Below are 24,441 nucleotides of genomic sequence, written 5' to 3'. Positions count from 1 at the left end.
GGCCCTAGGACGAGGAGACCACCCCGGCTTTTCGCTGTCTGCGGGGGCGGAAGGGCGGACCCGGCCGGAATCGAACCGGCGTCCTCGCGGTTTTGGAGACCGCGCGCGACGACCTCTGCGCTACGGATCCGCCCCCGCGGGCATCGTAGGCGCGGCGTGCCGTCCGGGCCGCGCCGGACCCGGGCGTGGCGAAGGGCCCCGTCCGAGCGGATCGGACGGGGCCCCTGGTGTGCGCTGCGCCGGGCGGGCAGGCCGGTGGGTCAGCCGCCGCACTGGCAGGGGGCGCCGGACTGGCAGCCGCAGCCGCAGCCCGAGCCGCAGCCACAGGCTGCGAGCAGCGGGAGGCGCAGTGGGTCCGGCCTCGTCGGCTGCTCCTGCTCCGGGGTGATGGGTACGGGGGAATCGGGCATGGTTCCTCCTCGTGGGCGGCGTACGGGACTTCGCACGATGGACCGCCTCGCCTCATTCATGCCCAGCCACACCGGCGCGTCAACGGCGCATTGGGGCTCACCGGCCCGACGGTGCCGGCCGGGCCCGGCCCGTGCCCCGTACGGTCAGACGCCCTCGACCTGGGTCGGCGGCTGCAGCTCGTCCGCGTGCTCGCCCGTGACCAGATAGACCACGCGCTTGGCCACCGACACCGCGTGGTCGGCGAAGCGCTCGTAGTAGCGGCCCAGCAGCGTCACGTCCACCGCCGTCTCGATGCCGTGCTTCCAGCGGTCGTCCATCAGGTGCTGGAACAGCGTGCGGTGCAGCTGGTCCATCTCGTCGTCGTCCTGTTCCAGCTGGAGGGCGAGGTCGACGTCCTTGGTGATGATCACCTCGGCGGCCTTCGCCATCAGCCGCTGCGCCAGCTGTCCCATCTCCAGGATGGTGGCGTGCAGGTCCCGCGGCACGGCGGTGTCCGGGAAGCGCAGCCGGGCGAGCTTCGCCACGTGCTGGGCCAGGTCGCCGCTGCGCTCCAGGTCGGCGCTCATCCGCAGCGAGGTCACGACGATGCGCAGGTCGGTGGCGACCGGCTGCTGCCGGGCCAGCAGCGCGATGGCGCGGGCCTCCAGGTCGTGCTGGAGGTCGTCGACCTTCTGGTCGGCGGCGATGACGCTCTCGGCGAGCTTCAGGTCGGCGTCGAGCATGGACGTCGTGGCCCGCCCGATCGCGGAACCGACGAGCCGGGCCATCTCGACCAGGCTTTCTCCGATCGAGTCCAGTTCCTCGTGGTACGCGTCGCGCATGTCTCGTGTCCCTCTCTCGACCTGTTACTGCGGTACTGCCCGGGGCGGGCCGGGGCGGCCTTCTGCCCCACGTTGACACGGTGAGCCGCGAACGCGTCCGACTTCGGCACCACAAGTGAATCAACCCCGTCGCCACGGTGAACTCTGGGCGACGACTGTTCGAGGCGCCACCCGAACGGCTGTGGAAGTGTCGTCGCGCCTGCTTAACCTGGATCCATGGACGTGAACGCGGCGGTCGCCGCAGCTGCAGCGATCGCCGGTCTTTGCACCGGTGTGATCGCGATGCTGGCGTTCCGCTGGAGCGAGCGCGACCAGGCCCGCCCCACCCGGAGCTCCATGCGCCCCGACATCAACGCGGTGCTCCCGCCCGGCGTGGACACCGTCCTCTCCGTGCTCCGCTCCTCCGCCGTCGTACTGGACGAGGGCGACGCGGTGGTCAAGGCCAGCTCGGCGGCGTACGCCCTCGGGCTGGTGCGCGGCGGGAAACTCGCCGTGGAACCCATGCTCCACATGGCCCGTGACACCCGCCGCGACGGGGAGATACGCCAGGTCGAGCTGGACCTCCCCCGGCGCGGTACCGGCCGCGGCGAGGCCCTCGCCGTCTCGGCGCGCGTCGCCCCGCTCGGCTCCCGCCTGGTGCTCCTCCTGGTTGAGGACCTCACCGAGGCCCGTCGCATCGAGGCCGTACGCCGCGACTTCGTCGCCAATGTGTCGCACGAGCTGAAAACGCCGGTCGGCGCGATCTCCCTGCTGTCCGAGGCCGTCATGGACGCTTCGGACGACCCCGAAGCGGTCAGCCGTTTCGCGGGCCGCATGCAGATCGAGGCCACCCGTCTGATCAACCTCGTGCAGGAGCTCATCGACCTCTCCCGGGTACAGAACGACGACCCGCTGGAGGACGCCGAGCCCGTCCGCGTGGACACGCTGGTGGCCGAGGCCATAGACCGGTGCCGGCACACGGCGTCCTCCAAGCAGATCACGATGGCCGCGGGCGGCACCGCCGACCTGCGCGTCTGGGGCAACCGCGGACAGCTCGCCGCCGCCCTCGGAAATCTGGTCGAGAACGCCGTCAACTACAGCCCCGCCCGCACCCGCGTCGGCATAGCCGGACGCAGGGTGGCGGCACCTGGAGGAGACTTGATCGAGATCGCCGTGACCGACCAGGGCATCGGCATCCCGGAAAAGGACCGCGAGCGCATCTTCGAGCGCTTCTACCGCGTGGACCCGGCCCGCTCCCGTGCTACGGGAGGAACGGGCCTCGGCCTTGCGATCGTGAAGCACGTGGCTGCCTCGCACGGCGGGGAGGTGTCGGTGTGGAGCTCGGAGGGCCAGGGCTCCACGTTCACGCTGCGACTCCCCGAAGCGGCCGCGTCGGCCTCGGCGACGGCCTCCGCCTCCGCACCGCCCCTGCCTGAATCAGCAACAGCCATCCCTGCCCCGGAGGTCCTTCCGTGACCCGAGTGCTCGTCGTCGAGGATGAGGAATCCTTCAGCGACGCCCTGTCCTACATGCTCCGCAAGGAGGGCTTCGAGGTCGCGATCGCCGCGACCGGGCCCGACGGGCTCGACGAGTTCGAGCGCAACGGCGCCGACCTCGTCCTCCTCGACCTGATGCTCCCCGGGCTGCCCGGCACGGAGGTGTGCCGGCAGCTGCGCGGCCGCTCCAACGTCCCCGTGATCATGGTGACCGCCAAGGACAGCGAGATCGACAAGGTCGTCGGGCTGGAGATAGGAGCCGACGACTACGTCACCAAGCCCTTCTCCTCGCGGGAGCTGGTCGCCCGCATCCGCGCGGTCCTGCGCCGCCGCGGCGAGCCGGAGGAGGTCACCCCGGCGGCCCTGGAGGCGGGCCCCGTACGCATGGACGTCGACCGCCACGTGGTCACCGTCGCCGGCGGGAAGGTGGACCTCCCGCTGAAGGAGTTCGACCTGCTGGAGATGCTGCTGCGCAACGCGGGCCGCGTGCTGACCCGCATGCAGCTGATCGACCGGGTCTGGGGCGCCGACTACGTCGGTGACACCAAGACCCTCGACGTCCACGTCAAGCGCCTGCGCGCGAAGATCGAGCCGGACCCGGGCGCCCCGCGCTACCTGGTCACGGTGCGCGGCCTCGGCTACAAGTTCGAGCCGTAGGCCGAGCCGTCCGGCCGCACCGCGCTGCAGCCGTGAATGCGGGAAGGGCCCCGGTCGCCGATGCGACCGGGGCCCTTCCCGTGTGCGTACGCGTACGCCGCTACGTGACTCAGTGGCCCGCGCTGTGCGAGGCGGCGCCCGACGGCGTCGTGCCGGCGGCGCTGCCCGAGGGCGATCCGGACGGGCTGCCCGAGGCGGCACCGGTGGCGGCACCCGAGGGGCTGCCGGACGGGGTGCCCGAGGGGCTGCCCGACGGGGTGGAGCCGGCGGCCGGGGCCGGGGCCGCGGTGGGGCCGTAGGGCGCGTAGTAGCCGGTGGCCGGGACCACGAAGGCCTCCAGCGCGACGTCGCCGGTGCTGCTCAGCTGGAAGACGACACCCTGCACGTCGCCGTCCTTGGCGGCCTCGGAGCCGCCCTCGATGACGGCGGAGGCGTTGCCCTTGCCGCCCAGTACCACGGAGCCGCCGGCCGGCACGGTGACCTTGCCGGTGCCCTCGGCCGCCTTCAGCACGACCTTGCCCTTACCACCCGCGAGGGTGATGCCGTCGAGGGTCTGCTCCTTGGTGCCCGAGTTGAAGAGCGTCGCCGAGACGGCAGAGGGGCCCTTCTTGTCCTTCGCGCCCTGGCTGATGACCAGCGCGTTCTGGATCTTGATCTCGCCCTTGGTGACGGCGGCGTTGTCCGGCTTGATCTGGAGGGTCTGCGCGTCGTTGCCCGCACCGCATGCGGCCAGCGAGGCGATCGAGAACACGACGGCAGTGGCGGCGAGGGCGCCGCGTCGAAGGCTGCGGCTCACGGCGGCGGCAACTCCTTGGACGAACGGAAGGGGCGGGTGGGCTCTCGGAACGGCCGAGGTAAAGCCGCTCTAAGGGTGTGTCAGCGCGCTTAGGTTACCGAGCCGCCGCCCCGCCCCCGCACCCGACCCTCCGCAGTGCGCTGGCCGCTCCCGGCGGGGTGTCCCGCCCGCCCCGCGATCTTGCATTCCGGTGCCGTTACCCGTGCTGTTACCCGTGCTGTTCCTCGTACCGTTCCCGGTGCCGTTCCCCGGGCTCTTCGCCGCGCCGATCTTGCGGCGCGCGCATATCGTGCGACGGGCACCCCGTGATCAATTCCCGGATTCGCCCGAACGCCTCTTCGTGATCAATTGAGGATTGGGCCGGAACCCGCTGCGTGCGGGCGCCCGCCAGTCGAACGGAGTAGTTCGGTTTCCCGACCCCGAAACCGGCAAAACGGGACGTACGCCACAGTGGCCAGGGTGCCGGGCGGGTGTAGCGTGGCCCTTTCGCCTGGTCCGCACAGCACCCCCGACCTGCGAATACCCCCCTCCGGAAGCCTTCCGCAGCACGTTCGTGTCGCTGTTGTCAAGCCCCGAGATGTGCCCTGACCTGCGAAAACGCCATTCATAACAGTCAGTTCTCGTGTTACCCTGGATAGCCACGGAAGGGGTACCTGTCACATGACGTTCAAGGTTGGCGACACCGTGGTCTATCCCCATCACGGGGCCGCGCTGATCGAGGCCATTGAGACTCGTCAGATCAAAGGCGTGGACAAGACCTACTTGGTGCTCAAGGTCGCTCAGGGCGACCTGACGGTTCGTGTGCCTGCGGACAATGCGGAGTTCGTCGGCGTTCGCGACGTAGTCGGCCAGGACGGGCTGGACCGGGTCTTCGAGGTGCTCCGCGCACCGTATGCAGAAGAGCCGACGAACTGGTCCCGGCGCTACAAGGCAAATCTGGAGAAGCTCGCTTCTGGCGATGTCATCAAGGTCGCCGAAGTGGTGCGTGACCTGTGGCGTCGTGAGCGTGAGCGCGGGCTTTCCGCGGGTGAGAAGCGCATGCTCGCGAAGGCGCGTCAGATTCTGGTGAGCGAGCTCGCGCTCGCCGAGAACACGAACGAGGACAAGGCCGAGGCCCTCCTCGACGAGGTTCTCGCGTCCTGACGCGAGTTCCCGTTCATCGAAGTTCATCAAAACAGTGTGTACACAGTTGTGCCGTGGTGCCCGATGACGCTGCCTCTCCTTCACGAGGGGCTGTCGCCGGGCGCTGCGGCATGTCTGTTTCCATGATCTTCTTCACTGGCGTGCCGGGGGGTACCCCCAGGGCCATACCCATGTCGGCCGAAGTCACAAACCTGGCTCGGAGCTACTGATGTCTGACGAAACGCGCCCCCACCGCACCGCCGCCGTGATCCCGGCCGCCGGCCGCGGGGTACGCCTCGGCCCCGGCGCCCCCAAGGCCCTGCGGGCCATCGGCGGCACCCCCATGCTCATCCACGCCGTCCGCGCGATGGCCCGTTCCCGCGCGGTCTCCCTCGTGGTCGTCGTCGCCCCGTCCGACGGCGCCGCCGAGGTGCGGCTGCTGCTGGACGAGCACGCGCTGCCCGACCGCACCGAGATCCTGGTCGTCCCCGGCGGGGAGACCCGCCAGGAGTCCGTACGCGCCGGCCTGGACGCCCTTCCCCCGGACATCACCTCCGTACTCGTGCACGACGCGGCCCGCCCCCTGGTCCCCGTCGACACCGTGGACTCCGTCGTCGACGCCGTCCGCGACGGAGCCCCCGCCGTGGTCCCCGCCCTGCCGCTGGCCGACACGGTCAAGGAGGTCGAGCCCGGCAAGCCCGGTGACCCCGAGCCCGTCCTCGGCACTCCCGAGCGGGCCCGGCTGCGCGCCGTACAGACCCCGCAGGGCTTCGACCTCACCACCCTCCGCCGCGCGCACGACGAGTTCGCGGCGGGCACGGCCGACGGCGAGGGTGCCACCGACGACGCCGGCATGGTGGAGCGCCTCGGCGTCACCGTCGTGGTGATCCCCGGCCACGAAGAGGCCTTCAAGGTCACCCGCCCCCTCGACCTCGTCCTCGCCGAGGCCGTACTCGCCCGCAGGAGGGCCACCGATGCCTACTAGTCCCCTGATCCCGCTCGTCGGCATCGGCACCGACGTGCACGCCTTCGAGGCCGGACGCGAGCTGTGGTGCGCCGGGCTGCTGTGGGAGGGCGAGGACGGCCTGGCCGGACACTCCGACGGCGACGTCGCCGCGCACGCCGCCTGCGACGCCCTCTTCTCCGCCGCCGGCGTCGGGGACCTCGGCGCGCACTTCGGCACCTCCCGCCCCGAGTGGTCCGGCGCCGCCGGCGTCACCCTCCTGGCGGAGGCCGCCCGCATCGTCCGCGCCGAGGGCTTCGAGATCGGCAACATCGCCATCCAGGTGATCGGCGTACGCCCGAAGATCGGCAAACGGCGCGAAGAGGCGCAGAAGGCGCTCGCCGCCGCGGCGGGCGCCCCCGTCTCCGTCTCCGGCACCACAACCGACGGACTGGGCCTCACCGGCCGGGCCGAAGGGCTCGCCGCGATCGCCACAGCCCTCGTGTACCGGACGAACCAGGCCTGAAAACGCCCGGAGTCGGCACTTCTTCGGCAACAAAGGTGCCCCGGGGCCCCAAAGGGTCGCGGGGCACTGCTATACGCGCACTACCCTGGATGCCGTGACTATTCGCCTGTACGACACCAGCGCCCGGCAGATCCGCGACTTCACCCCGCTCACTCCGGGCTGCGTCTCGATCTACCTGTGCGGCGCCACGGTGCAGGCGGCCCCGCACATCGGGCACGTCAGGTCCTACCTGAACTTCGACATCATGCGCCGCTGGTTCACCTACCGCGGCCTCGACGTCACCTTCATCCGCAACGTCACCGACATCGACGACAAGATCATCAAGAAGGGCGTCGAACAGGGCCGCCCCTGGTGGTCCATCGGCTACGAGAACGAGCGCGCCTTCAACGACGGCTACGACGCGCTCGGCTGCCTCCCGCCCACCTACGAGCCGCGCGCCACCGGCCACGTGCCCGAGATGATCGAGATGATGCGCGGCCTCATCGAGCGCGGCCACGCGTACGAGGCGGACGGCAGCGTCTACTTCGACGTGCGTTCCTTCCCCGGCTACCTGGCGCTGTCCAAGCAGGACATCGACGACCTGCGCCAGCCCGCCGAGGAGGGCATCACCGGCAAGCGCGACCCCCGCGACTTCGCCATGTGGAAGGCGTCCAAGCCCGGCGAGCCGGACTGGGAGACCCCGTGGGGCCGCGGCCGTCCCGGCTGGCACCTGGAGTGCTCCGCGATGGCGCACAAGTACCTCGGCAGCGCCTTCGACATCCACGGCGGCGGGCTGGACCTGATCTTCCCGCACCACGAGAACGAGATCGTGCAGGCCCAGGCCTTCGGCGACGCGTTCGCCCAGTACTGGGTCCACAACGCCTGGGTCACCATGTCCGGCGAGAAGATGTCCAAGTCCCTCGGGAACTCGGTCCTCGTCTCCGAGATGGTCAAGCAGTGGCGCCCGATCGTCCTGCGCTACTACCTCGGCACCCCGCACTACCGCTCGATGATCGAGTACAGCGAGGAGGCCCTGCGCGAGGCGGAGTCCGCCTTCGCCCGCATCGAGGGCTTCTACCAGCGCGTGATCGAGAAGGCCGGCGGGGCCGTCGAGCCCGCCGCCGAGGTCCCGCCCGCCTTCGCCGAGGTCATGGACGACGACTTCGGCGTCCCGCAGGCGCTCGCCATCGTCCACACCACCGTCCGCCAGGGCAACAGCGCGCTCGCCGCCGACGACAAGGACGCGGCCATCGCCCGGCTGTCCGAGGTGCGGGCCATGCTCATCGTCCTCGGCCTGGACCCGCTCGACCCGCACTGGGCCGGCGAGGCCGACCGCGGCGAGGACCTCCACGGCGCCGTGGACACCCTCGTGCGCCTCGTCCTGGAGCAGCGCGAGTCCGCCCGCGCCCGCAAGGACTGGGCGACGGCCGACGCCATCCGCGACCAGCTCCAGCAGTCCGGACTGGTCATCGAGGACAGCCCGACGGGTCCGCGCTGGACGCTCGGCCCCCGCTGAGCCCGCGCAGCTGAACTTGGTGTGCCGCCCGGCGCTCCGGGCGGCACACTCTTCATACGTACATATCGCAGCATCAACGAAACAGGTAGAGGTCATGGCCGGGAACAGCCAGCGCAGGAACCGCCGCACGTCCAACAAGAAGGGCGCCACGGTCGGCAGCGGTGGCCAGCGGCGCAAGGGCCTGGAAGGCAAGGGCCCCACGCCCAAGGCCGAGGACCGCAAGAAGCACAAGGCGAACCGCATCGCCAACGCCATGGCCCGCCAGGCCGCCAAGCGCCGCCCCGCCCCCCGCCGCGGCGGCCCCAAGGGCACCAGCGAGATGGTCGTCGGCCGCAACCCGGTCTTCGAGGCGCTGCGCGACGGCGTTCCCGCCACCACCCTCTACGTCCAGCAGTTCATCGACAACGACGAGCGCGTCCGCGAGGCCCTCCAGCTCGCCGGCGAGCGCGGCAACATCAACCTGATGGAAGCCCCGCGCCCCGAGCTCGACCGCATGACCAACGGGCTCAACCACCAGGGCCTGGTCCTCCAGGTCCCGCCGTACGAGTACGCGCACCCCGAGGACCTCACGGCCGCCGCGTACGACAACGGCGACGAGCCGCTGATCGTCGCCCTCGACGGCGTCACCGACCCGCGCAACCTCGGCGCGATCGTCCGCTCCGTCTCCGCCTTCGGCGGCCACGGCGTGGTCATCCCCGAGCGCCGCGCCGCCGGCATGACCGCCGGCGCCTGGAAGACCTCGGCCGGCACCGCCGCCCGTACCCCGGTCTCCCGCGTCACCAACCTGACCCGCGCCCTCCAGGACTACAAGAAGGCCGGCATCACCGTCGTCGGCCTCGCCGCCGAGGGCACGCACGAGGTGCAGGACCTGGAGGTGCTGGGCGGCCCCGTCGTCATCGTCGTCGGCTCCGAGGGCAAGGGCCTCGGCCGCCTCGTCGGCGAGAACTGCGACTACCTCGTCCGCATCCCGATGCCGGGCGGTGCCGAGTCCCTCAACGCCGGTGTCGCCGCCGGCGTCGTGCTCTACGAGGCCGCGCGCCGCCGGGCGGGCCGCGGTCGCGTCTGATCGGCCCGGATCGGCCCGGATCGGCCCGGATGGGTCTGACCGGCCCTGATCCGCGCGATCCGCTTGATCCACTTGGCTCACGAAAAGAGACCCGTGAGCGTGTCACCCCGCCCGTTATGGGCGGGGTGGCTTGATCTTGACGGGTCTCGGACACATCCCTGGTGTCAAGGCAGTGTCCTAAACACTGATCACTCGGTTAGATGAGTGTGGACACCAGAACGTCAGGGTTCGACGACCAGCCCGCGCTGAGCATGGTCAAGGTGCCGTGCGACCCCGCACAGGTCATCGTCAACCACGCCAGCTTCCGCGTGCGGCTCGCACCGAGCCCGAGCGCGCGTTCCAAGCCCGCGAACGCCCCCGGCCGGGCAGCCGTCCTGGGCGGCGCCGTGGTCGCCGCCGCCGGAGCCACCCGCCGCAGATCACCCGTGGTCTGGAGCGGCAGGTCGGAGGCGGGCGACTCCGCGGCCATGGGCGGACTCCTCCAGGCCGTTCGCGGCCACGACGAGTACGACGGCGTCGCCACCCAGGTCATCCCGCGCCTCGACCTGGCCCACGACCTCGCCGAGGACACGCTGGCCACGCCGACCGTCATCGGCCAGCGCACCTACGGGTACCCCGACGAGACGCGCCCGATGGCCCCCGTACGGGACCTGCCGTACGGCGATCCGCACGGCACCCGTCCCGGCGAGGACTCCCGGCGGCCCGGCCCCGGCCCCGGCCCCGGCCCCGACGCCCGTGCACAGGCCTCCTACTACCCGGGCCGCCGGATGAACCTCGGCGTCGTGCTGCTCCCGCTGCGCGTCTTCCTCGGCTTCATCTCGATCTACGCCGGCATGGGCAAGCTGTGCGACCCCGTCTACTTCGACGGCGGCGAACGCGGCTCCATGGTCACCTGGCTGCACACCCTCCACCCCTGGGCCCTGGCCGAACCGCTGCGCGACTTCGCGCTCGCGCACCCGGTCGGCGCCGGCCTCACGGTGGCGTTCCTCCAGGTCATCGTCGGCGTGCTGACCGTCTTCGGCCTGTGGCAGCGGTTCGCCGCCTGCTTCGGGGCGCTGCTCTCCGCCGCGCTGCTGATGACGGTGAGCTGGAAGACCGTCCCGGCCTACGACGCGCCGGACATCATCTACCTCGCCGCCTGGAGCCCCCTGATCATCGCGGGCGCGCCGGTCTACTCCCTCGACGGCCGCCTCGCCGGCGAAGCCTGGCGCACCCTCGGGCCGCGCTCAGAGGTCTGGCGGCTGCGTCGGCGCGTACTGCGCCGCGGAGCCGTCATGGCCACCGTCGTGTGCGGGCTCACCCTGCTCATCGGCTCGCTGCTCGGCGGCGCCGTCCGCTCCACGACCGTGGTCACCGTGCCCGGACCGGGCCAGGCCCCCAGCAACTACCTGCCGGGCCGCCCGCTGCCGAAGGCGCCGGCCAGGCAGCAGCCCAGCCAGCAGCCCACCCAACAGCCGTCGTCCAAGGAGCCGCAGCCCTCGGCCACCCCGTCCGAACCGGCCGCGAAGTCCGGCAAGACCGCTTCCGGCGCCCCCGCCCGTGAGACCGCCGGATCCCGCTCCGAGTCGCCCAGCGCGTCGAAGGGCACCACCAGCAGGCAGACCCCGCGCAGCACGCCGCGGCAGTCCAGCTCTCCGAAGGCGCCGGTCACTTCCTCGGGGTCCACGAGCGGTGGGTCCCCGACGAAGCAGCCCGGCCTCATCGGCGGAATCATCGGCTGAGCACCGGCTGACCACTTCTGGCAGCCTCGACGGACGGAGGGGCCCGGCACGCACGGCGTGCCGGGCCCCTCCGCGTGTGCCGTGCGACATGTGGCACGTGGGCCTGTGAAGGGCTTCAGGGGCCCGTCTGCGCCTCCAACTCCCGTGCGGCCTCGATCAGGTCCTTCGCCGTGTCGATCGCCCGCCAGTAGGCCCCCTGGGGCAGCGGGAAGCCCGCTAGCCGGCGCTCGCGCGCCAGCCGCGGGAACGTGGTCCGCTCGTGGTCCCCCAAGTCCGGGAGCAGCGCGGCGAATTCGGGCCCGAAGACGTACACGCCCGCATTGACCGGATAGGGCGACGGCGGAGCCTCGATGAAGTCCAGCACCTGCCCGAACTCGTTCGTCTCCACCACCCCCCACGGAATCCGCGGCCGGGCCAGCGCGAGCGTCGCCACCGCGCCGCGCTCCGCGTGGAACGCGGCCATCTCGCGCAGCGAGAAACGGGTCCAGATGTCCCCGTTCGTCGCGTACCAGGGCCGGTCCGGGTACGGGAGATGGCGCGCCGCGTACTTCAGGCCCCCGCCCCGCCCCAGCGGCTCCTCCTCCACCACCGTCGTCACGCGCAGCGGCAACACCGCCTCCGCCAGCCACTCCTGGAGCACACCGGCGAGATGTCCGCACGAGACCACGGCGTCCGTGACCCCCTCCGAGGCCAGCCAGGCCAGTTGGTGCCCGATGATCGGCACCCCCGTCCCCGGGATCTCGACCATCGGCTTGGGGCGGTCGTCCGTGTACGGCCGCAGCCGCGAACCCTGGCCGCCCGCCAGGACGACTGCCTGGGAGGGCGCTGCGGGGAACGCGGCTGCGGGAAAAGCGGAGCCGGTGGAGCGGGCGGAGCGGGCGGATCGGCGTGCGGGAGGCGCGGGTTCGGCGTCGGTCATGCCGGCCAGCGTAGGGACGCGGCGGCTCAGCCCATGGAGGCGACACCGGTCGCGTACGAGGTGTCGCACACGGGGCGGGAGAAGGACTGGGCCTTCGTCGGACCGTACGCGTCCACGGCCGCCCGTCCCAGCGCCCGCGCGATACCCACGCAGTGCGCGGCCAGCGACGGCCGCTTGTCCACCTCCTGCTGGAGGTGGGTCAGGACGTCACCCGGCTCCTGCCCCTGCTGGATCTCGCCGACGAGCTTGTCGCGCAGCAGGTCCTGCGCCGCGCGCGGCTTCGCGGGGACGGAGACGTCCTCGGCGGCGGCGGTGAGGATCTGGGAGGACGAAGTGTCCGCCCAGGGAACCATCGTGACCGCGAGGGTCCCGGACAGGACCAGGACGACGGGCAGGACCAGGGCGAGGGAACGGCCGATACGGCGGGCAGTGTGGGTCACGAAGGCGAGAGTAGCGCTCGGTGAAGAACGGGCGACATTTAGTCACCCTGACGGGGGATGGTTCGACGTGGCTTTTCGAATTGAGGGTTGACGGGTGGGGCCGAATGGCCCGGTCTGCCGGGGTTCCGGCACGGCGGCGGCGCGACACGGAAAGGGGCGTCCCGTCCAACGGAACGCCCCTTCCCACCGTTTCACCGTCCGGGCGGTGTCAGCCGGAGAGCCGCTCGCCGGAGGAGGTCGAGAACACGTGGATCTCGCCGGCCCGCGGCACCACGTGCAGGCTCGAACCCTTCTCGGGCACCTGGCGGCCGCCCACCCGGACCACGAGGTCCTGCGAACCCGCGGCCGAGGCCGTCGATCCGTACACGTAGCCGTCGGCGCCGAGCTCCTCGACCACGTTCACGACGATCGTCAGACCGCCGGACTCGGCGATGTCGAAGTGCTCCGGGCGCACGCCCACCGTGACGGTACGGTCGCCCGCGTCGGCCGCAGCCGACAGCGCCTCGCGCGACACCGGGACCACGCTGTCGCCGAACTTCACACCGCCGTCGGTGATCGGGACCTCGACCAGGTTCATGGCCGGGGAGCCGATGAAGCCCGCGACGAAGAGGTTCGCCGGGCGGTCGTACATGTTGCGCGGGGTGTCGACCTGCTGGAGCAGCCCGTCCTTGAGCACGGCCACGCGGTCGCCCATGGTCATGGCCTCGACCTGGTCGTGGGTGACGTAGACGGTGGTGATGCCGAGGTCGCGCTGGAGCGCCGCGATCTGCGTACGGGTGGAGACGCGGAGCTTGGCGTCGAGGTTCGACAGCGGCTCGTCCATGAGGAACACCTGCGGCTTGCGCACGATGGCGCGGCCCATGGCGACGCGCTGGCGCTGGCCGCCGGACAGTGCCTTCGGCTTGCGGTCGAGGTACTGGGTGAGGTCCAGCATCTTCGCCGCGTCCTCCACCTTCTTGCGAATGGTGGCCTTGTCCTCGCCTGCGATCTTGAGCGCGAAGCCCATGTTGTCGGCGACGGACATGTGCGGGTAGAGCGCGTAGTTCTGGAACACCATCGCGATGTCCCGGTCCTTGGGCGGCAGGTGCGTGACGTCGCGGTCGCCGATGCGGATGGCGCCGCCGTTGACGTCCTCCAGGCCGGCGAGCATGCGCAGCGAGGTGGACTTGCCGCAGCCGGACGGACCGACGAGGACGAGGAACTCGCCGTCCTCGATCTCCAGCTCCAGCTGGTCGACGGCGGGCTTGTCGCCGCCGGGGTACAGCCGGGTCGCCTTGTCGAAAGTGACAGAAGCCATGAGTGATGAATCCCTTCTACCGGCAGGAACGTGCCGGACGATCCGAGTGGAAGGTCTAGTCCAGCCAACTGGACTCCGCTCGACGCTACCCGTCGCGACGCCTCCTGTCAGCACCCCAGGGCTCCCGATTTGTCGGACCGGGCGCGGTGGGGGCCGGGTGCCCGGCGGGTTTCCGAGCCGCTACGGCGGTACACCAGTCCGTCCGGCGAACGTGCGCGTGGGTGGTTCCGGGTGCGTCTTCAATGCGATGGCTTGGGGAATCGGGCCCTGTGTAGAGTGATGGCGGCTCCGCTCGCGGTGGGTTCGCGGGTGGGTGTCGTGCCTCCTTAGCTCAGTCCGGCCAGAGCAACGCACTTGTAATGCGTAGGTCGTCGGTTCGAATCCGACAGGGGGCTCCATCCCAGCTCAGCGGCTTGACGGCCAAGGGGATCCGTGCGGAAGGGGAAGGCCCCGGGTGATCACCCGGGGCCTTTTTCCATGGGGTCAGTGGCGGCCCGAGACGCGGTCCGCCAGGCGGGCCAGGGGCGTTGTCGCCGGGCGGTGGGTGAGGCTTTCGCGGCGGTCCGCCTCGCGGTAGGCGGCATAGAGGGCGTGGACGCCGAGCCAGCGGAAGGGCTCCGGCTCCCAGCGGCGGACGCGGTGGCCCACCCACGGGAGGGTGGTCAGGTCCGTGGAGTCGCCGAGGACCAGGTCGCGCAGGGTCCGGCCGGCGAGGTTGGTGGTGGCCACGCCCGAGCCGACGTAGCCGCCCGCCCAGCCCAGGCCCGAGGTGGCGTCCAGGGTGACGGTGGCGCACCAGTCGCGCGGGACGCCGAGGACGCCCGACCACGCGTGGGTGATCTCCGTTCCGGTGAGGGCCGGGAAGAAGGAGAAGAGGAGGTCGCGCAGGGAGTCGATGGTGGCCGGCTGGGTGCGGCCGTCATTGTCCGTGCGGGAGCCGAAGCGGTACGGGACCCCGCGGCCGCCGATCGCGATGCGGCCGTCGGCGGTGCGCTGGGCGTACATGTAGGCGTGGGCCATGTCGCCCAGGAGTGACGCGTCCGACCAGGACAGCTGCTTCCAGGTCGACTCCGGGATCGGGGCCGTCACGATCATCGAGGAGTTCATCGGGAGCCACGAGCGCTTCTGGCCCTTGAGGGCGGCGGTGAACCCCTCCGTGCAGCGCAGGACGTACGGGGCGCGGACCGTGCCGTACGGGGTGACCGCCTTCCGGGGGGAGATGTCCGTGACCGGGGTGGATTCGTGGATCACCACGCCCATGCGTTCGCAGGCCGCGGCCAGGCCCTTGACCAGCTTCAGGGGGTGGATGCGGGTGCCGTGCGGGGTCCAGGTGGAGCCGACGGCGTCGGCGATGTCGATGCGGGCGCGGGTGTCGGTGGCGTCGTAGAGCTCGCGGTCGGTCTCGCCGAAGGAGAGTTCGGCGTCGTGGAACGCCTTGAGGCGGGTGAGCTGGGCGGGGGTGCGGGCGACTTCGAGGACGCCGCCGCGGTGGATGTCGGCGTCGATGCCTTCCTTGGCGGCGACGTCGATGACCTCGGTGACGGTCTCGTTCATGGCGCGCTGGAGGCGGAGGGCGGCCTGGTGGCCGTGGAGCGTGGCGTAGCGGTCGCGGCCGGCGATGCCGTTGTAGAGCCAGCCGCCGTTGCGGCCGGAGGCCCCGTAGCCGCAGAACTTCTGCTCCAGGACGGTGACGCGGAGGTCGGGCGCGGATGCCTTGAGGTAGTAGGCGGTCCACAGGCCGGTGTAGCCGCCGCCCACGATGACGACGTCGGCCGCGGCATCGGCGGTGAGGGGTGCGCGGGGTGGGGCGGCCGGGGTGGTGTGGTCGGTCGCGTACCAGAAGGAAATGCCGCCGTTGATCGTCATGGGGGAGTTGCTACACCCCGTTTCGGACGGGTGTCCAGGGACTGGTTGTCGTGCTTCGGGGCGTGTTTCCAGGCCGGATGGTCGATGTGGGAGGGGTGGCGGGGGCCGTAGGGTGGTGGGGGGTTTGCTGCGTTTTGGATGAGGGTTTCGGTTCGTGGCCGACATACGTGGGGCAGGGCGGACATGGCGGACGTGGTGGAGGTTCCGGAGGCCCTGGCCGATGCGCAGGCCAGGTTCAACGGGGCGGCGGGGCGGGAGTTCATCGCCGGGTTGCCCGCGCTGGCGGGCCGGTTCCTGGAGCGGTGGGAGCTGCGGCGCACGGGGCCGGGGATGCACGGGGTGACGGCTCTGGTGCTGCCGGTGGAGCGCCCGGACGGCACGCCGGCCGCGCTGAAGCTGCAACTGGTCGACGAGGAGAGCGCGGGGGAGCCGGTCGCGCTGCGCGCGTGGGGCGGGGCGGGCGCCGTACGGCTGCTGGAGCACGACGAGGCGACCGGGGCGATGCTGCTGGAGCGGCTCGACGAGGGGCGGCACCTGTCGGCGGTCGCGGAGCGGGATTCCCGGCGGGCGGTCCACGTGGTCGCGGAGCTGCTGGCCCGGCTGACGGCGGTGCCGGCCCCGGTGGGGCTGCGCGGGCTCGGCGCGATGGCCGCCGGGATGCTGGAGGCGGTGCCGGGGGCGCTGGCGCGGCTGGAGGACGTACGGGACCGCCGGGTGGTGCGGGACTGCGCGGCGGCGGTGGCCGAGGTGGTGGGGGAGCCCGGGGACCGGTTGCTGCACTGGGACCTGCACTACGACAACGTGCTGGGCGGCGCCGACGGCGGCGGTCGGGGGGCGTGGCTGGCGATCGATCCGAAGCCGCTGGCCGGGGACCCGGGCTTCGATCTGCTGCCGGCCATCGGCAACAACTTCGCGGTGGACGAGGTGCGGTGGCGGTTCGACCTGATGACGGAGGTGCTGGGCCTGGACCGTGAGCGGGCGCGGGCGTGGACCCTGGGGCGGGTGCTGCAGAACTGCCTGTGGGACGTGGCGGACGGGGAGTTGCGGCTCCAGGAGGAGCAACTGACCATGGCCGACGTGCTGCTGGGGCGGGGTGCGGCGGCCGGCTCTAGGGTGCGGGGATGATTCGTAGCGCTCAAGTCACCGATGTTCCCGCCATTCGCGCGATGATCCGTGAGCTCGCGGAGTACGAGAAGGTGCCGCACGAGGCGCGGGCGACCGAGGAGCAGCTGCGCGAGGCGCTGTTCGGGGAGCGGCCCGCGGCGTTCGCGCACGTCGCCGAGTCGCCCGAGGGGGAGGTCGTCGGATTCTCGGTGTGGTTCCTCAGCTTCTCGACGTGGCGCGGCGTGCACGGGATCTATCTGGAGGACCTGTACGTGCGGCCGGGCGCGCGCGGAGGCGGTTACGGGAAGGCGCTGCTGCGGGAGTTGGCGCGGATCTGCGTGGAGCGCGGCTACGGGCGCCTGGAGTGGTCGGTGCTGGACTGGAACGCGCCGACGATCGCGTTATACGAGGCCTTGGGTGCGCGGCCGCAGGACGAGTGGTCGGTGTACCGGTTGACGGACGGGCCGCTGGCCGAGCTGGGCGCGGGCGGCCGACAGGGCACTTCCTAGGGCTCCAGGACCACCTTGCCGGTCGTGGCGCGGGTCTGAAGGGCGCGGTGGGCGGACGCGGCCTCGGCGAGGGGGTGGCGCTGGACGGCCGGGCGCAGGCGGCCGGCGGCGGCTTCGGCGAGGGCGCGGGTCTCCAGGACACGCAGCGGGTCGGGGGCGCCGACGGCCTCGAGCATGGCGGGGCCCAGCACGTTTCGGGTGGTGATGCCGCGGGCGGTGAGGTCGGCGCGTTCGGCGTCGGTGAGGGTGAGCGGGCCGGCGGACCAGCCGAAGACGAGGTGGCGGGCGCGGGGGGCGAGGAGGCCGAGGGCGGCGCGGGCGGTGGCGCCGCCGACGGAGTCGAAGAGCACGGTGGCGCCGCCGGGCGCGTGGGCGCGTACGGCGTCGGGCCAGTCGGGGGCGGTGTAGTCGACGGCGAGGTGGGCGCCGTTGGCGGCGGCGAGGGCGGTTTTGGCGGGGCCTCCGGCGAGGGCGATGACGGTGGCTCCGGCGTTCCTCGCGTACTGGACGAGCAGGGTGCCGATGCCGCCGGCGGCGGCGGGGATCAGGGCGGTGGAGTCCGGGCCGAGTCCGGCGAACTGGAGGATCCCGAGCGTGGTGCGGCCCGTGCCGATCATGGCGACGGCCTCGGCGGGGCCGAGGCCGGGCGGGACGGGGTGCAGGCGGTCGGCGTCGGCGACGGCGTACTCGGCGTAGCCGCCGGGAGCGAAGCCGAGGTGGACGACGACGCTGCGGCCGAGCCACGAGGGGTCGGTGCCGGGGCCGAGGGCGTCGACGGTGCCGGCGACCTCGCGGCCGGGGACCGTGGGCAGTTCGGGGAGGGCGGGGGCGGGGCCCTGGATGCCCTGGCGGAGGGTGGTGTCGAGGAGGTGGACGCCGGCGGCGGCCACGGCGATGCGGACCTGGCCGGGGGCCGCGACGGGGGTGGGGACGGCCTCGTACGTGAGGTTCTCGGCGGGGCCGAAGGCGTGCAGGCGGATGGCGTTCATGGTGCCCGTGGTGTCCATGGCGCAAGCCTTGGACCTCGACCGCGGTTGAGGTCAAGGCGCTGCCGGTACTGCCGGGTGTTGTCAGTGCGCTGCGCCACGATGGATCCATGGCGCGCAAAGGGCAGCAGGAGACAGTGAAGGCGGCGCGGCGGCCGCAGGTGCGGCTGCCGGAGCTGGCGGTGTGGCAGGGGGCCGGGCTGGAGCCGGACGGGGACTACGACGGGCTGGAGTTCGCGGATCTGGACCTGGCGGGGCAGGAGGGGGTCGGGGCCCGGTTCATGGACTGCGCGGTGCGCAGGTGCGCGCTGGACGAGGCGGGCCTGGCGAAGGCGCGGATCCTGGACTCGGTGCTGGAGGGGGTCCGGGGGGTGGGGACCGACCTGTCGGGGGCTTCGCTGCGGGACGTGGAGCTGGTGGACGCGCGGCTGGGCGGGGTGCAGTTGCACGGGGCGGTGCTGGAGCGGGTGGTGGTCCGGGGCGGCAAGATCGACTACCTGAACCTGCGGGAGGCACGGCTGCGCGACGTGGTCTTCGAGGGGTGCGTGCTCGTGGAGCCGGACTTCGCGGGCGCGGTGCTGGAGCGGGTGGAGTTCCGCGACTGCGCGCTGCGGGGGGTGGATTTCAACGGGGTGCGGATGACGGACGTGGATCTGCGGCCCGCCGGTGTGCTGGAGATCGCCCGGGGTGTGGAGGCCCTGGCCGGGGCCGTGATCAGCCCGGGGCAGCTGTTCGAGCTGGCCCCCGCGATGGCGGCGCAGCTGGGGGTGCGGGTGATCGCGTAGCGGGCCCTCGGGCCCGGGCGGCGGAGCCGCGCCCCAGCGTGTGCCGTGCCGTGCCGTGCCGTGCCGGGCGAGGCCGGCCGGGCGGGCGAGGCCGGGGTACGGGTCAGGCCGGGACGCGGGGGAAGCGGGACTGGAGCATCCAGATCGCGGGGTTGTCGGCGAGGGCGTCGTGCATGTCGACGAGGTCGGCGATGAGGTCGTGCAGGAAGTCGCGGGCCTCGCGGCGCAGCAGGCGGTGGCTGAAGGTCAGCGGCTCCTCGTCGCCCGGCATCCAGTCGGCCTCGACGTCGACCCAGCCGAAGCGGCGCTCGAAGAGCATCCGGTCGGTGGACTCGGTGAAGTCGAGTTCGGCGTACTGGCGGTTGGCGGAGCGGCTGCCGCGCGGGTCCTGGTCGAGCTGCTCGACGATGTCGCACAGGGCCCAGGCGAAGTCCAGTACGGGTACCCATCCCCAGGCTGTGGACACTTCCCGGTCCGCGTTGGTGTCGGCGAGGTAGACGTCCCCGCAGAACAGGTCGTGACGCAGGGTGTGGACGTCCGCCGAGCGGTAGTCGGTCTGCGGGGGGTCGGGGAAGCGCCGGGAGAGGGAGTAGCCGATGTCGAGCACGTATCCGATGGTGTCACGGGTACGGACGCGTCCCGACCTCCGGTGCCCCCCCGCCGGTCAGGGCAGGAGGCGCTGTTCCTTCGCCACCGCGACGGCGCCCGCGCGGGTGTCGACGCCGAGTTTGTCGTAGATGCGGCCCAGGTGGGTCTTGACGGTGGCCTCGCTGATGAAGAGGGCGCGGGCGATGTCGCGGTTGCCGAGGCCGCGGGCCAGCTGGCCGAGGATGTCCAGTTCGCGGTCGGTCAGGGTGGGGCGGGTGCCGCGCATGTGCGCCATGACGCGGCTGGCCACGGGCGGGGAGAGGGTGGTGCGGCCCTGGGCCGCCGAGTGGATGGCGGCGAAGAGCTCCTCGGGGCGTTCCGCCTTGAGGAGGTAACCCGTCGCGCCCGCGCCGATGGCGCGGGTGATGTCGGCGTCCGTGTCGTAGGTGGTGAGGACCAGTACGTGCGGCGGCCTGGGGAGGGCGGTGATGCGGCGGGTGGCCTCGACCCCGTCGATGCCCTCGCCGAGCTGGAGGTCCATGAGGACCACGTCGGGGCGGAGCTTGGCGGCCAGGGCGACTGCCTCCTCGCCGCTGCCCGCCTCGCCGAGGACCTCGATGTCGGGCTCGCTGCCCAGGAGGGCCAGGAGTCCGGCGCGGACCACCACGTGGTCGTCGCAGAGCAGGATCGTCGTCATCCGGTGGGCTCCAGGGGGACGGCCGCGGAGAGGACGGTGCCCTCGCCCGGCGTGGATTCGACGGTCAGGGTGCCGCCGAGCTGGCGTACGCGGGCGCGCATGGCGGGGAGGCCGTGGCCGCGGTCCCCGGCTTCGCCCCGGGGCTGTGTGAAGCCGTGGCCGTCGTCGGCGATGTCCAGGACCACCTGGTCGCCGAGGAAGCTCAGGGTGAGCGCGGCCGTCCGGGCGTCCGAGTGTTCGCGGACGTTGGCCAGCGCGCCCTGGGCTATGCGCAGCAGGGCGGACTGGACCCGGTCGGGGAGTGCGGCCGGGGTGCCTTCGAGGTGGAAGCGGACCTCGATGTCCGGGCCGGCGTCCAGGCCGCGCAGGGCGTCGGCGAGTCCGGTGCCGTCCGCGAGTTCGGCCGGGGCCAGGTCGTGGACCAGGCGGCGGGCCTCGGCGAGGCCGCGGGCGGCGATGCCGGTGGCGGTGCGGACGTGCGCGCGGGCCGTGGCGGGGTCCGTGTCCCAGGTGCGGTCGGCGGCCTGGAGGAGCATCTGCTGGCTGGAGAGGTTCTGGGCGAGGGTGTCGTGGATCTCCATGGACAGCCGCTGGCGTTCGGCGAGCGTGCCTTCGCGGCGTTCGGTGGCGGCCAGTTCGCGGCGGGTGCGGATCAGGTCGTCGATCAGCGCGCTCTGGGCCTGGGTCTGGCGCTCCATGTGCACGAAGACGGCGGTGGCGAGGGCGGCGACGGCGGGCGGGGCCAGGAGGAGGTTGGGGTCGAAGGACCCGGCCAGCTTCAGCTGGGCGATCACCACGAAGGCGGTGAGGAGGGCGACGAGGACGATCGCGGCGCGCGAGGGGAGGGTGCGCAGGGCGGTGAAGAAGAGCGGTACGGCGCACCAGGCGAAGCTCGGCGCGAGGACGACCAGGACCACCCAGGTGCTGACGATCAGCCCGAGCCAGAGGGTCCGCCGTGCGGTCGGGGCGGCGCCGACCGCGGGGCCGAGTACGTACAGGAGGGCCAGGGTGATGCTGAGGGCGATGACCCACGGCGTGCGGGGTTCGCCGGGGTGGTGGAGGAGGAAACGGGCCAGCGAGGCGCCGAGGAGCAGGAAGAACGCGGTGTGCGCGACCGTGGCCAGCGTGCGGGTGTCTGGCTTGCGCGCGGGGTGGTTCACCGGGGGCTCCTGGGGTGGGGGCGTACGTCCATTCTCGCCCGCGGCGCCGTTGCCCGGGCTCCGCCTCCGGCGGGGCCGGACGGACCGGCCGGGCCGGTCCGTCCGGCGTGACCAGCCAATACGGTCGTGGCGGCGATGCGCATCGACCGATCGGATGACCCCCGGGTCAGCCGCTGCGGCAGCCGGTGGGAGCCGGTACGCCGACGGGGTGGCGGGGGGTCCGGCGACAGGCTTGTACCAGTCACCGCGTCACCGTCCTCAGGAGCAGAGATGAACACCCGCACCCGCGTCCTCACCGGTACCGCCCTCGTCGCCCTGCTCGGCGCCGGGACCTTCGGCGCCGTCAGCGCCAGCGCCACCCCCGCCGCTCCGGCCGCCGCCTCCGCGAAGAAGGCCGAGCCGAGCGACAAGAACTTCACCACCTCGACGCACCTGACCGTCGACGCCGCCACCCGCGCCGCCCAGGCCGCGCTGCAGGCCGCCCAGAGCGAGAACCAGAAGGTGACGGTCGCGGTCGTGGACCGCAACGGCAACACCATCGTCACGCTCCGCGGCGACGGCGCGGGCCCGCAGTCCTACGAGTCGGCGCAGCGCAAGGCCTTCACCGCCGTGTCCTGGAACGCCCCGACCTCGGTGCTCGTGGGCCGCCTCGCCCAGACCCCGAACCTGAAGGACATCCCCGGCACCCTCTTCCTCGGCGGCGGTGCCCCGGTGCAGGCGGGCGGCGCCCCGGTCGCCGGTATCGGCGTGGCCGGCGCCCCGAGCGGCGACCTGGACGAGAAGTTCGCCAAGGCCGGCGTCGACGCCCTCGCCAAGTAGTCAGGATCCCGCCAGCCTAGGATCGAGTGCGTGGAACACCGCGCTCTTCCCCGCCTCGCCGCCCTTGCCGCAGCCGTCCTGCTCGCCCTCACCACGGGGTGTACGGGCGGCGCCGTGCAGGGGCGGCCGGGTGCTTCCGGGCTGCGCGACCCGTACTTCCCCAAGGCCGGCAACGGCGGCTACCAGGTCGAGCACTACGGGCTGGACCTGGACTACGACCCCGCCGACGGCCGGCTGCACGGCACGGCGGTGATCACTGCCCGCGCCGAGCAGGGGCTCAGCGCCTTCAACCTCGACCTCAGCGGCCTGAACGTCGAGGGCGTGACCGTGCAGGGCGCCGGGGCCCGGTACAACCGGACCGGCAACGAGCTGACCGTGCGCCCGGCCGAGGACCTGAAGAAGGGCGAGGTCTTCGTCACGGAGGTCGACTACTCCGGCAGGCCGAAGGCCCTCACCGACACCGACGGTGCCAAGGAGGGCTGGATCACCACGGACGACGGCGCGGTGGGCGTCGGCGAGCCGGTGGGTTCGATGGCCTGGTTCCCGGGCAACCACCACCCCAGCGACAAGGCCGCGTACGACATCACGATCACGGTGCCCCAGGGCTACGAGGCCGTGTCGAACGGCGAATTGCGCTCGCGGACCACCGACGCCGACGGGCGGACCGTGTTCGCGTGGCACAGCCCGGAGCCGATGGCGAGCTATCTGGCGACCGCCGTCGTCGGCAGGTACCGGGTGGAGACGGGGCGGACCGCGTCGGGGATCGCGCTGTACAACGCGGTGGCGCCCGATGAGGCGGCGGCGAGCGGGAAGGTCCTCGCGCGGCTGCCGGAGATGGTCGAGTGGGGCGCCGGCCGGTTCGGCCCGTACCCCTTCGGTACGGCGGGAGCGGTCGTGCTGCCCGCCGGGACCCTCGGCTATGCGCTGGAGACCCAGACCAAGCCCGTCTTCCCCGGCGCGACCGACGAGGAGACCCTGGTGCACGAGCTCGCCCACCAGTGGTTCGGCAACTCGGTGTCGCCGAAGTCCTGGAAGGACATGTGGCTCAACGAGGCCTTCGCGACGTACGCGGAGTGGCTGTGGGCCGAGGACCACGGCGGGACCACCGCACAGCAGGAGTTCGACGCGTTCCTGGCCGGCGACACGGACGTCGACGAGGACGCCGGCCCCGGCTGGGACGCCTTCCCGCCGGCCGCCCCGCCCGGGCCCGGGGACATCTCCGCGAGGCCGGTGTACGCGCGCGGCGCGATGGTGCTGCACCGGATCCGCCAGGAGGTGGGCGACGAGAAGTTCTTCGCCCTGCTGCGCGGCTGGGCGGCCGACCACCGGCACGGGAACGCGAGTACGGCCGACTTCACCGCCTACGCCGAGGAGAAGACCGGGCACGACCTGAAGAAGGTCTGGGACGTGTGGCTGTACGGGACGGACCGCCCCAGGTAGCCCTCACGGGCGATCACCCGCCTGGCCGCCCCACGGCGAAGCCCCCTCCCCGGCCGGGAGGGGGCTTGTGCCGCGGCGGTGACGTCCGCCGCGGGGCGGGACTCAGACGTTGACGCCGAAGTCCTGCGCGATGCCGGTGAGGCCGGAGGCGTAGCCCTGGCCGACCGCGCGGAACTTCCACTCGGCGCCGTTGCGGTAGAGCTCGCCGAAGACCATGGCGGTCTCGGTCGCCGCGTCCTCGGAGAGGTCGTAGCGGGCGATCTCGGCGCCGCCGGCCTGGTTCACGACGCGGATGTACGCGTTGCGGACCTGGCCGAAGTTCTGGCTGCGGGCCTCGGCGTCATAGATGGAGACCGGGAAGACGATCTTGTCCACGTCGGCCGGGAGGCCGGCGAGGTTGACCTTGATGGCCTCGTCGTCGCCCGCGCCCTCGCCGGTGCGGTTGTCACCGGTGTGGACGATGGTCTGGTCCGGGGTGGACTTGTTGTTGAAGAAGACGAAGTGGCCGTCGGAGACGACCTTGCCCGTCGCGTTGACGGCGATGGCCGAGGCGTCGAGGTCGAAGTCGACACCGGTGGTCGTACGGACGTCCCAGCCGAGGCCGACCGTGACGGCAGCGAGGCCGGGGGCCTCCTTCGTGAGCGAGACGTTGCCGCCCTTGGACAGGCTGACAGCCATGGGAATGTCCCTTTCCTCATCCGACATGCACGTACAGGCGGTCAAGTTACCGCTCACCCCTATAACGCCACGAGGGGCCCGGCGGGTTCCCGTGTGAAATCAGGGTGACGGGGCGGGGGC

25 protein-coding genes and 2 tRNA genes are annotated in these 24,441 nt (G+C 72.1%); 14 read left to right on the top strand and 13 right to left on the bottom strand.

Going from position 1 to position 24,441, the window contains the following annotated elements; all coding sequences use genetic code 11:
- Positions 1–55: 55 nt before the first annotated feature.
- The 3 genes from OG737_RS13105 to phoU form a co-directional block, all read right to left on the bottom strand.
- A tRNA-Trp gene (locus OG737_RS13105) sits at positions 56–130 on the bottom strand.
- Positions 131–260: 130 nt separating this feature from the next.
- The gene (locus OG737_RS13100) at positions 261–410 is read right to left on the bottom strand and encodes a hypothetical protein (protein WP_328926371.1); all 150 of its coding nucleotides are present in this window, start codon (positions 408–410) and stop codon (positions 261–263) included.
- Positions 411–554: 144 nt separating this feature from the next.
- Positions 555–1,232, bottom strand: coding sequence for a phosphate signaling complex protein PhoU (gene phoU, locus OG737_RS13095; RefSeq protein ID WP_190187206.1), 678 nt, complete (start codon positions 1,230–1,232; stop codon positions 555–557).
- 216 nt (positions 1,233–1,448) lie between these two features.
- On the opposite strand from phoU, the gene OG737_RS13090 reads away from it, so the two are divergent.
- Both OG737_RS13090 and OG737_RS13085 read left to right on the top strand, forming a co-directional pair.
- Complete coding sequence (locus OG737_RS13090) at positions 1,449–2,687, top strand: ATP-binding protein (protein ID WP_328926370.1); 1,239 nt, start codon at positions 1,449–1,451, stop codon at positions 2,685–2,687.
- Positions 2,684–3,364, top strand: a complete 681-nt coding sequence (locus tag OG737_RS13085; protein WP_030387286.1) for a response regulator transcription factor — start codon at positions 2,684–2,686, stop codon at positions 3,362–3,364. The genes OG737_RS13090 and OG737_RS13085 overlap by 4 nt, the downstream gene beginning before the upstream one ends.
- A gap of 109 nt (positions 3,365–3,473) precedes the next feature.
- Here OG737_RS13085 and OG737_RS13080 read toward each other — a convergent pair whose 3' ends face one another.
- A complete protein-coding gene (locus OG737_RS13080; RefSeq protein ID WP_328926369.1) occupies positions 3,474–4,160 on the bottom strand; it encodes a DUF461 domain-containing protein in 687 nt (228 codons plus the stop codon).
- 660 nt (positions 4,161–4,820) lie between these two features.
- On the opposite strand from OG737_RS13080, the gene OG737_RS13075 reads away from it, so the two are divergent.
- The 6 genes from OG737_RS13075 to OG737_RS13050 all read left to right on the top strand — a co-directional run bounded on the left by OG737_RS13075 (position 4,821) and on the right by OG737_RS13050 (position 11,033).
- Complete coding sequence (locus OG737_RS13075; RefSeq protein WP_003953493.1) at positions 4,821–5,303, top strand: CarD family transcriptional regulator; 483 nt, start codon at positions 4,821–4,823, stop codon at positions 5,301–5,303.
- A 208-nt stretch (positions 5,304–5,511) separates the two neighbouring features.
- Entirely contained in the window at positions 5,512–6,267 is a 756-nt protein-coding gene (gene ispD / locus OG737_RS13070; RefSeq protein ID WP_328926368.1) for a 2-C-methyl-D-erythritol 4-phosphate cytidylyltransferase, read from the top strand.
- Positions 6,257–6,751, top strand: coding sequence for a 2-C-methyl-D-erythritol 2,4-cyclodiphosphate synthase (gene ispF / locus OG737_RS13065; RefSeq protein WP_328926367.1), 495 nt, complete (start codon positions 6,257–6,259; stop codon positions 6,749–6,751). The genes ispD and ispF overlap by 11 nt, the downstream gene beginning before the upstream one ends.
- 94 nt (positions 6,752–6,845) lie before the next feature.
- Positions 6,846–8,246 (top strand): cysteine--tRNA ligase, encoded by a 1,401-nt coding sequence (cysS, locus tag OG737_RS13060; protein WP_405921539.1) that lies wholly within the window; start codon positions 6,846–6,848, stop codon positions 8,244–8,246.
- Positions 8,247–8,340: 94 nt separating this feature from the next.
- Positions 8,341–9,312: a 23S rRNA (guanosine(2251)-2'-O)-methyltransferase RlmB gene (gene rlmB, locus OG737_RS13055; protein ID WP_328926365.1), complete on the top strand. Its 972-nt coding sequence runs from the start codon at positions 8,341–8,343 to the stop codon at positions 9,310–9,312.
- A gap of 200 nt (positions 9,313–9,512) precedes the next feature.
- Positions 9,513–11,033 carry a DoxX family membrane protein gene (locus tag OG737_RS13050; protein WP_405921538.1) on the top strand — a complete coding sequence of 507 codons (1,521 nt, stop codon included), beginning with the start codon at positions 9,513–9,515 and terminating at the stop codon, positions 11,031–11,033.
- 115 nt (positions 11,034–11,148) lie between these two features.
- On the opposite strand, the gene OG737_RS13045 is transcribed toward OG737_RS13050, so the two are convergent.
- From OG737_RS13045 to OG737_RS13035, 3 genes are all read right to left on the bottom strand, one after another.
- Entirely contained in the window at positions 11,149–11,952 is an 804-nt protein-coding gene (locus OG737_RS13045) for a nucleotidyltransferase family protein (RefSeq protein ID WP_328926363.1), read from the bottom strand.
- 26 nt (positions 11,953–11,978) lie between these two features.
- Positions 11,979–12,392, bottom strand: coding sequence for a hypothetical protein (locus tag OG737_RS13040; RefSeq protein ID WP_328926362.1), 414 nt, complete (start codon positions 12,390–12,392; stop codon positions 11,979–11,981).
- A gap of 208 nt (positions 12,393–12,600) precedes the next feature.
- A complete protein-coding gene (locus OG737_RS13035; RefSeq protein WP_328926361.1) occupies positions 12,601–13,689 on the bottom strand; it encodes a sn-glycerol-3-phosphate ABC transporter ATP-binding protein UgpC in 1,089 nt (362 codons plus the stop codon).
- A gap of 320 nt (positions 13,690–14,009) precedes the next feature.
- Between OG737_RS13035 and OG737_RS13030 the strand changes: the two genes are divergently transcribed.
- Positions 14,010–14,087: transfer RNA gene (locus OG737_RS13030), tRNA-Thr, on the top strand.
- Positions 14,088–14,172: 85 nt separating this feature from the next.
- Here OG737_RS13030 and OG737_RS13025 read toward each other — a convergent pair.
- The gene (locus OG737_RS13025) at positions 14,173–15,555 is read right to left on the bottom strand and encodes an NAD(P)/FAD-dependent oxidoreductase (RefSeq protein WP_405921537.1); all 1,383 of its coding nucleotides are present in this window, start codon (positions 15,553–15,555) and stop codon (positions 14,173–14,175) included.
- A 183-nt stretch (positions 15,556–15,738) separates the two neighbouring features.
- Here OG737_RS13025 and OG737_RS13020 point away from each other — a divergent pair, with 183 nt between their 5' ends.
- A complete protein-coding gene (locus tag OG737_RS13020; protein ID WP_405921536.1) occupies positions 15,739–16,680 on the top strand; it encodes an aminoglycoside phosphotransferase family protein in 942 nt (313 codons plus the stop codon).
- Positions 16,677–17,168, top strand: a complete 492-nt coding sequence (locus OG737_RS13015; RefSeq protein ID WP_405921535.1) for a GNAT family N-acetyltransferase — start codon at positions 16,677–16,679, stop codon at positions 17,166–17,168. The genes OG737_RS13020 and OG737_RS13015 overlap by 4 nt, the downstream gene beginning before the upstream one ends.
- Here the strand turns inward: OG737_RS13015 and OG737_RS13010 are convergent.
- Positions 17,165–18,157 (bottom strand): zinc-binding dehydrogenase, encoded by a 993-nt coding sequence (locus OG737_RS13010; RefSeq protein WP_405922419.1) that lies wholly within the window; start codon positions 18,155–18,157, stop codon positions 17,165–17,167. The two genes, OG737_RS13015 and OG737_RS13010, sit on opposite strands and share 4 nt — an antisense overlap.
- 107 nt (positions 18,158–18,264) lie before the next feature.
- On the opposite strand from OG737_RS13010, the gene OG737_RS13005 reads away from it, so the two are divergent.
- Positions 18,265–18,939 (top strand): pentapeptide repeat-containing protein, encoded by a 675-nt coding sequence (locus OG737_RS13005; protein ID WP_328926357.1) that lies wholly within the window; start codon positions 18,265–18,267, stop codon positions 18,937–18,939.
- A gap of 103 nt (positions 18,940–19,042) precedes the next feature.
- Here OG737_RS13005 and OG737_RS13000 read toward each other — a convergent pair whose 3' ends face one another.
- From OG737_RS13000 to OG737_RS12990, 3 genes are read right to left on the bottom strand one after another with little or no spacing between them, the layout of a single operon-like run.
- Positions 19,043–19,546 carry a hypothetical protein gene (locus OG737_RS13000; protein ID WP_328926356.1) on the bottom strand — a complete coding sequence of 168 codons (504 nt, stop codon included), beginning with the start codon at positions 19,544–19,546 and terminating at the stop codon, positions 19,043–19,045.
- A 57-nt stretch (positions 19,547–19,603) separates the two neighbouring features.
- Positions 19,604–20,224, bottom strand: coding sequence for a response regulator transcription factor (locus tag OG737_RS12995; protein ID WP_328926355.1), 621 nt, complete (start codon positions 20,222–20,224; stop codon positions 19,604–19,606).
- Positions 20,221–21,384 carry a histidine kinase gene (locus OG737_RS12990; RefSeq protein WP_405921534.1) on the bottom strand — a complete coding sequence of 388 codons (1,164 nt, stop codon included), beginning with the start codon at positions 21,382–21,384 and terminating at the stop codon, positions 20,221–20,223. Before OG737_RS12990 ends, OG737_RS12995 begins: the two co-directional genes overlap by 4 nt.
- Positions 21,385–21,654: 270 nt before the next feature.
- Here OG737_RS12990 and OG737_RS12985 point away from each other — a divergent pair, with 270 nt between their 5' ends.
- Complete coding sequence (locus OG737_RS12985; protein ID WP_328926353.1) at positions 21,655–22,203, top strand: heme-binding protein; 549 nt, start codon at positions 21,655–21,657, stop codon at positions 22,201–22,203.
- 30 nt (positions 22,204–22,233) lie between these two features.
- Positions 22,234–23,643, top strand: coding sequence for a M1 family metallopeptidase (locus tag OG737_RS12980; RefSeq protein WP_328926352.1), 1,410 nt, complete (start codon positions 22,234–22,236; stop codon positions 23,641–23,643).
- 102 nt (positions 23,644–23,745) lie between these two features.
- Here OG737_RS12980 and OG737_RS12975 read toward each other — a convergent pair whose 3' ends face one another.
- Positions 23,746–24,321, bottom strand: coding sequence for a TerD family protein (locus tag OG737_RS12975; protein ID WP_328926351.1), 576 nt, complete (start codon positions 24,319–24,321; stop codon positions 23,746–23,748).
- Between the last annotated feature and the right edge of the window lie 120 nt (positions 24,322–24,441).

The sequence above is a fragment of the Streptomyces sp. NBC_00122 genome, from assembly GCF_045160845.1.
GTDB lineage: Bacteria > Actinomycetota > Actinomycetes > Streptomycetales > Streptomycetaceae > Streptomyces.
Note: the sequence above shows the minus strand (reverse complement) of the source record. Positions and strands in the feature narration are given on the sequence as shown.

Bases quoted from the DNA above. Each gene is read 5' to 3' on its own strand.
- OG737_RS13100 (WP_328926371.1), bottom strand. From the start codon at position 410: ATGCCCGATTCCCCCGTACCCATCACCCCGGAGCAGGAGCAGCCGACG.
- phoU (WP_190187206.1), bottom strand. From the start codon at position 1,232: ATGCGCGACGCGTACCACGAGGAACTGGACTCGATCGGAGAAAGCCTG.
- OG737_RS13090 (WP_328926370.1), top strand. From the start codon at position 1,449: ATGGACGTGAACGCGGCGGTCGCCGCAGCTGCAGCGATCGCCGGTCTT.
- OG737_RS13075 (WP_003953493.1), top strand. From the start codon at position 4,821: ATGACGTTCAAGGTTGGCGACACCGTGGTCTATCCCCATCACGGGGCC.
- ispD (WP_328926368.1), top strand. From the start codon at position 5,512: ATGTCTGACGAAACGCGCCCCCACCGCACCGCCGCCGTGATCCCGGCC.
- ispF (WP_328926367.1), top strand. From the start codon at position 6,257: ATGCCTACTAGTCCCCTGATCCCGCTCGTCGGCATCGGCACCGACGTG.
- rlmB (WP_328926365.1), top strand. From the start codon at position 8,341: ATGGCCGGGAACAGCCAGCGCAGGAACCGCCGCACGTCCAACAAGAAG.
- OG737_RS13050 (WP_405921538.1), top strand. From the start codon at position 9,513: ATGAGTGTGGACACCAGAACGTCAGGGTTCGACGACCAGCCCGCGCTG.
- OG737_RS13045 (WP_328926363.1), bottom strand. From the start codon at position 11,952: ATGACCGACGCCGAACCCGCGCCTCCCGCACGCCGATCCGCCCGCTCC.
- OG737_RS13035 (WP_328926361.1), bottom strand. From the start codon at position 13,689: ATGGCTTCTGTCACTTTCGACAAGGCGACCCGGCTGTACCCCGGCGGC.
- OG737_RS13025 (WP_405921537.1), bottom strand. From the start codon at position 15,555: ATGACGATCAACGGCGGCATTTCCTTCTGGTACGCGACCGACCACACC.
- OG737_RS13020 (WP_405921536.1), top strand. From the start codon at position 15,739: ATGGCGGACGTGGTGGAGGTTCCGGAGGCCCTGGCCGATGCGCAGGCC.
- OG737_RS13015 (WP_405921535.1), top strand. From the start codon at position 16,677: ATGATTCGTAGCGCTCAAGTCACCGATGTTCCCGCCATTCGCGCGATG.
- OG737_RS13010 (WP_405922419.1), bottom strand. From the start codon at position 18,157: ATGAACGCCATCCGCCTGCACGCCTTCGGCCCCGCCGAGAACCTCACG.
- OG737_RS13005 (WP_328926357.1), top strand. From the start codon at position 18,265: ATGGCGCGCAAAGGGCAGCAGGAGACAGTGAAGGCGGCGCGGCGGCCG.
- OG737_RS12995 (WP_328926355.1), bottom strand. From the start codon at position 20,224: ATGACGACGATCCTGCTCTGCGACGACCACGTGGTGGTCCGCGCCGGA.
- OG737_RS12985 (WP_328926353.1), top strand. From the start codon at position 21,655: ATGAACACCCGCACCCGCGTCCTCACCGGTACCGCCCTCGTCGCCCTG.
- OG737_RS12975 (WP_328926351.1), bottom strand. From the start codon at position 24,321: ATGGCTGTCAGCCTGTCCAAGGGCGGCAACGTCTCGCTCACGAAGGAG.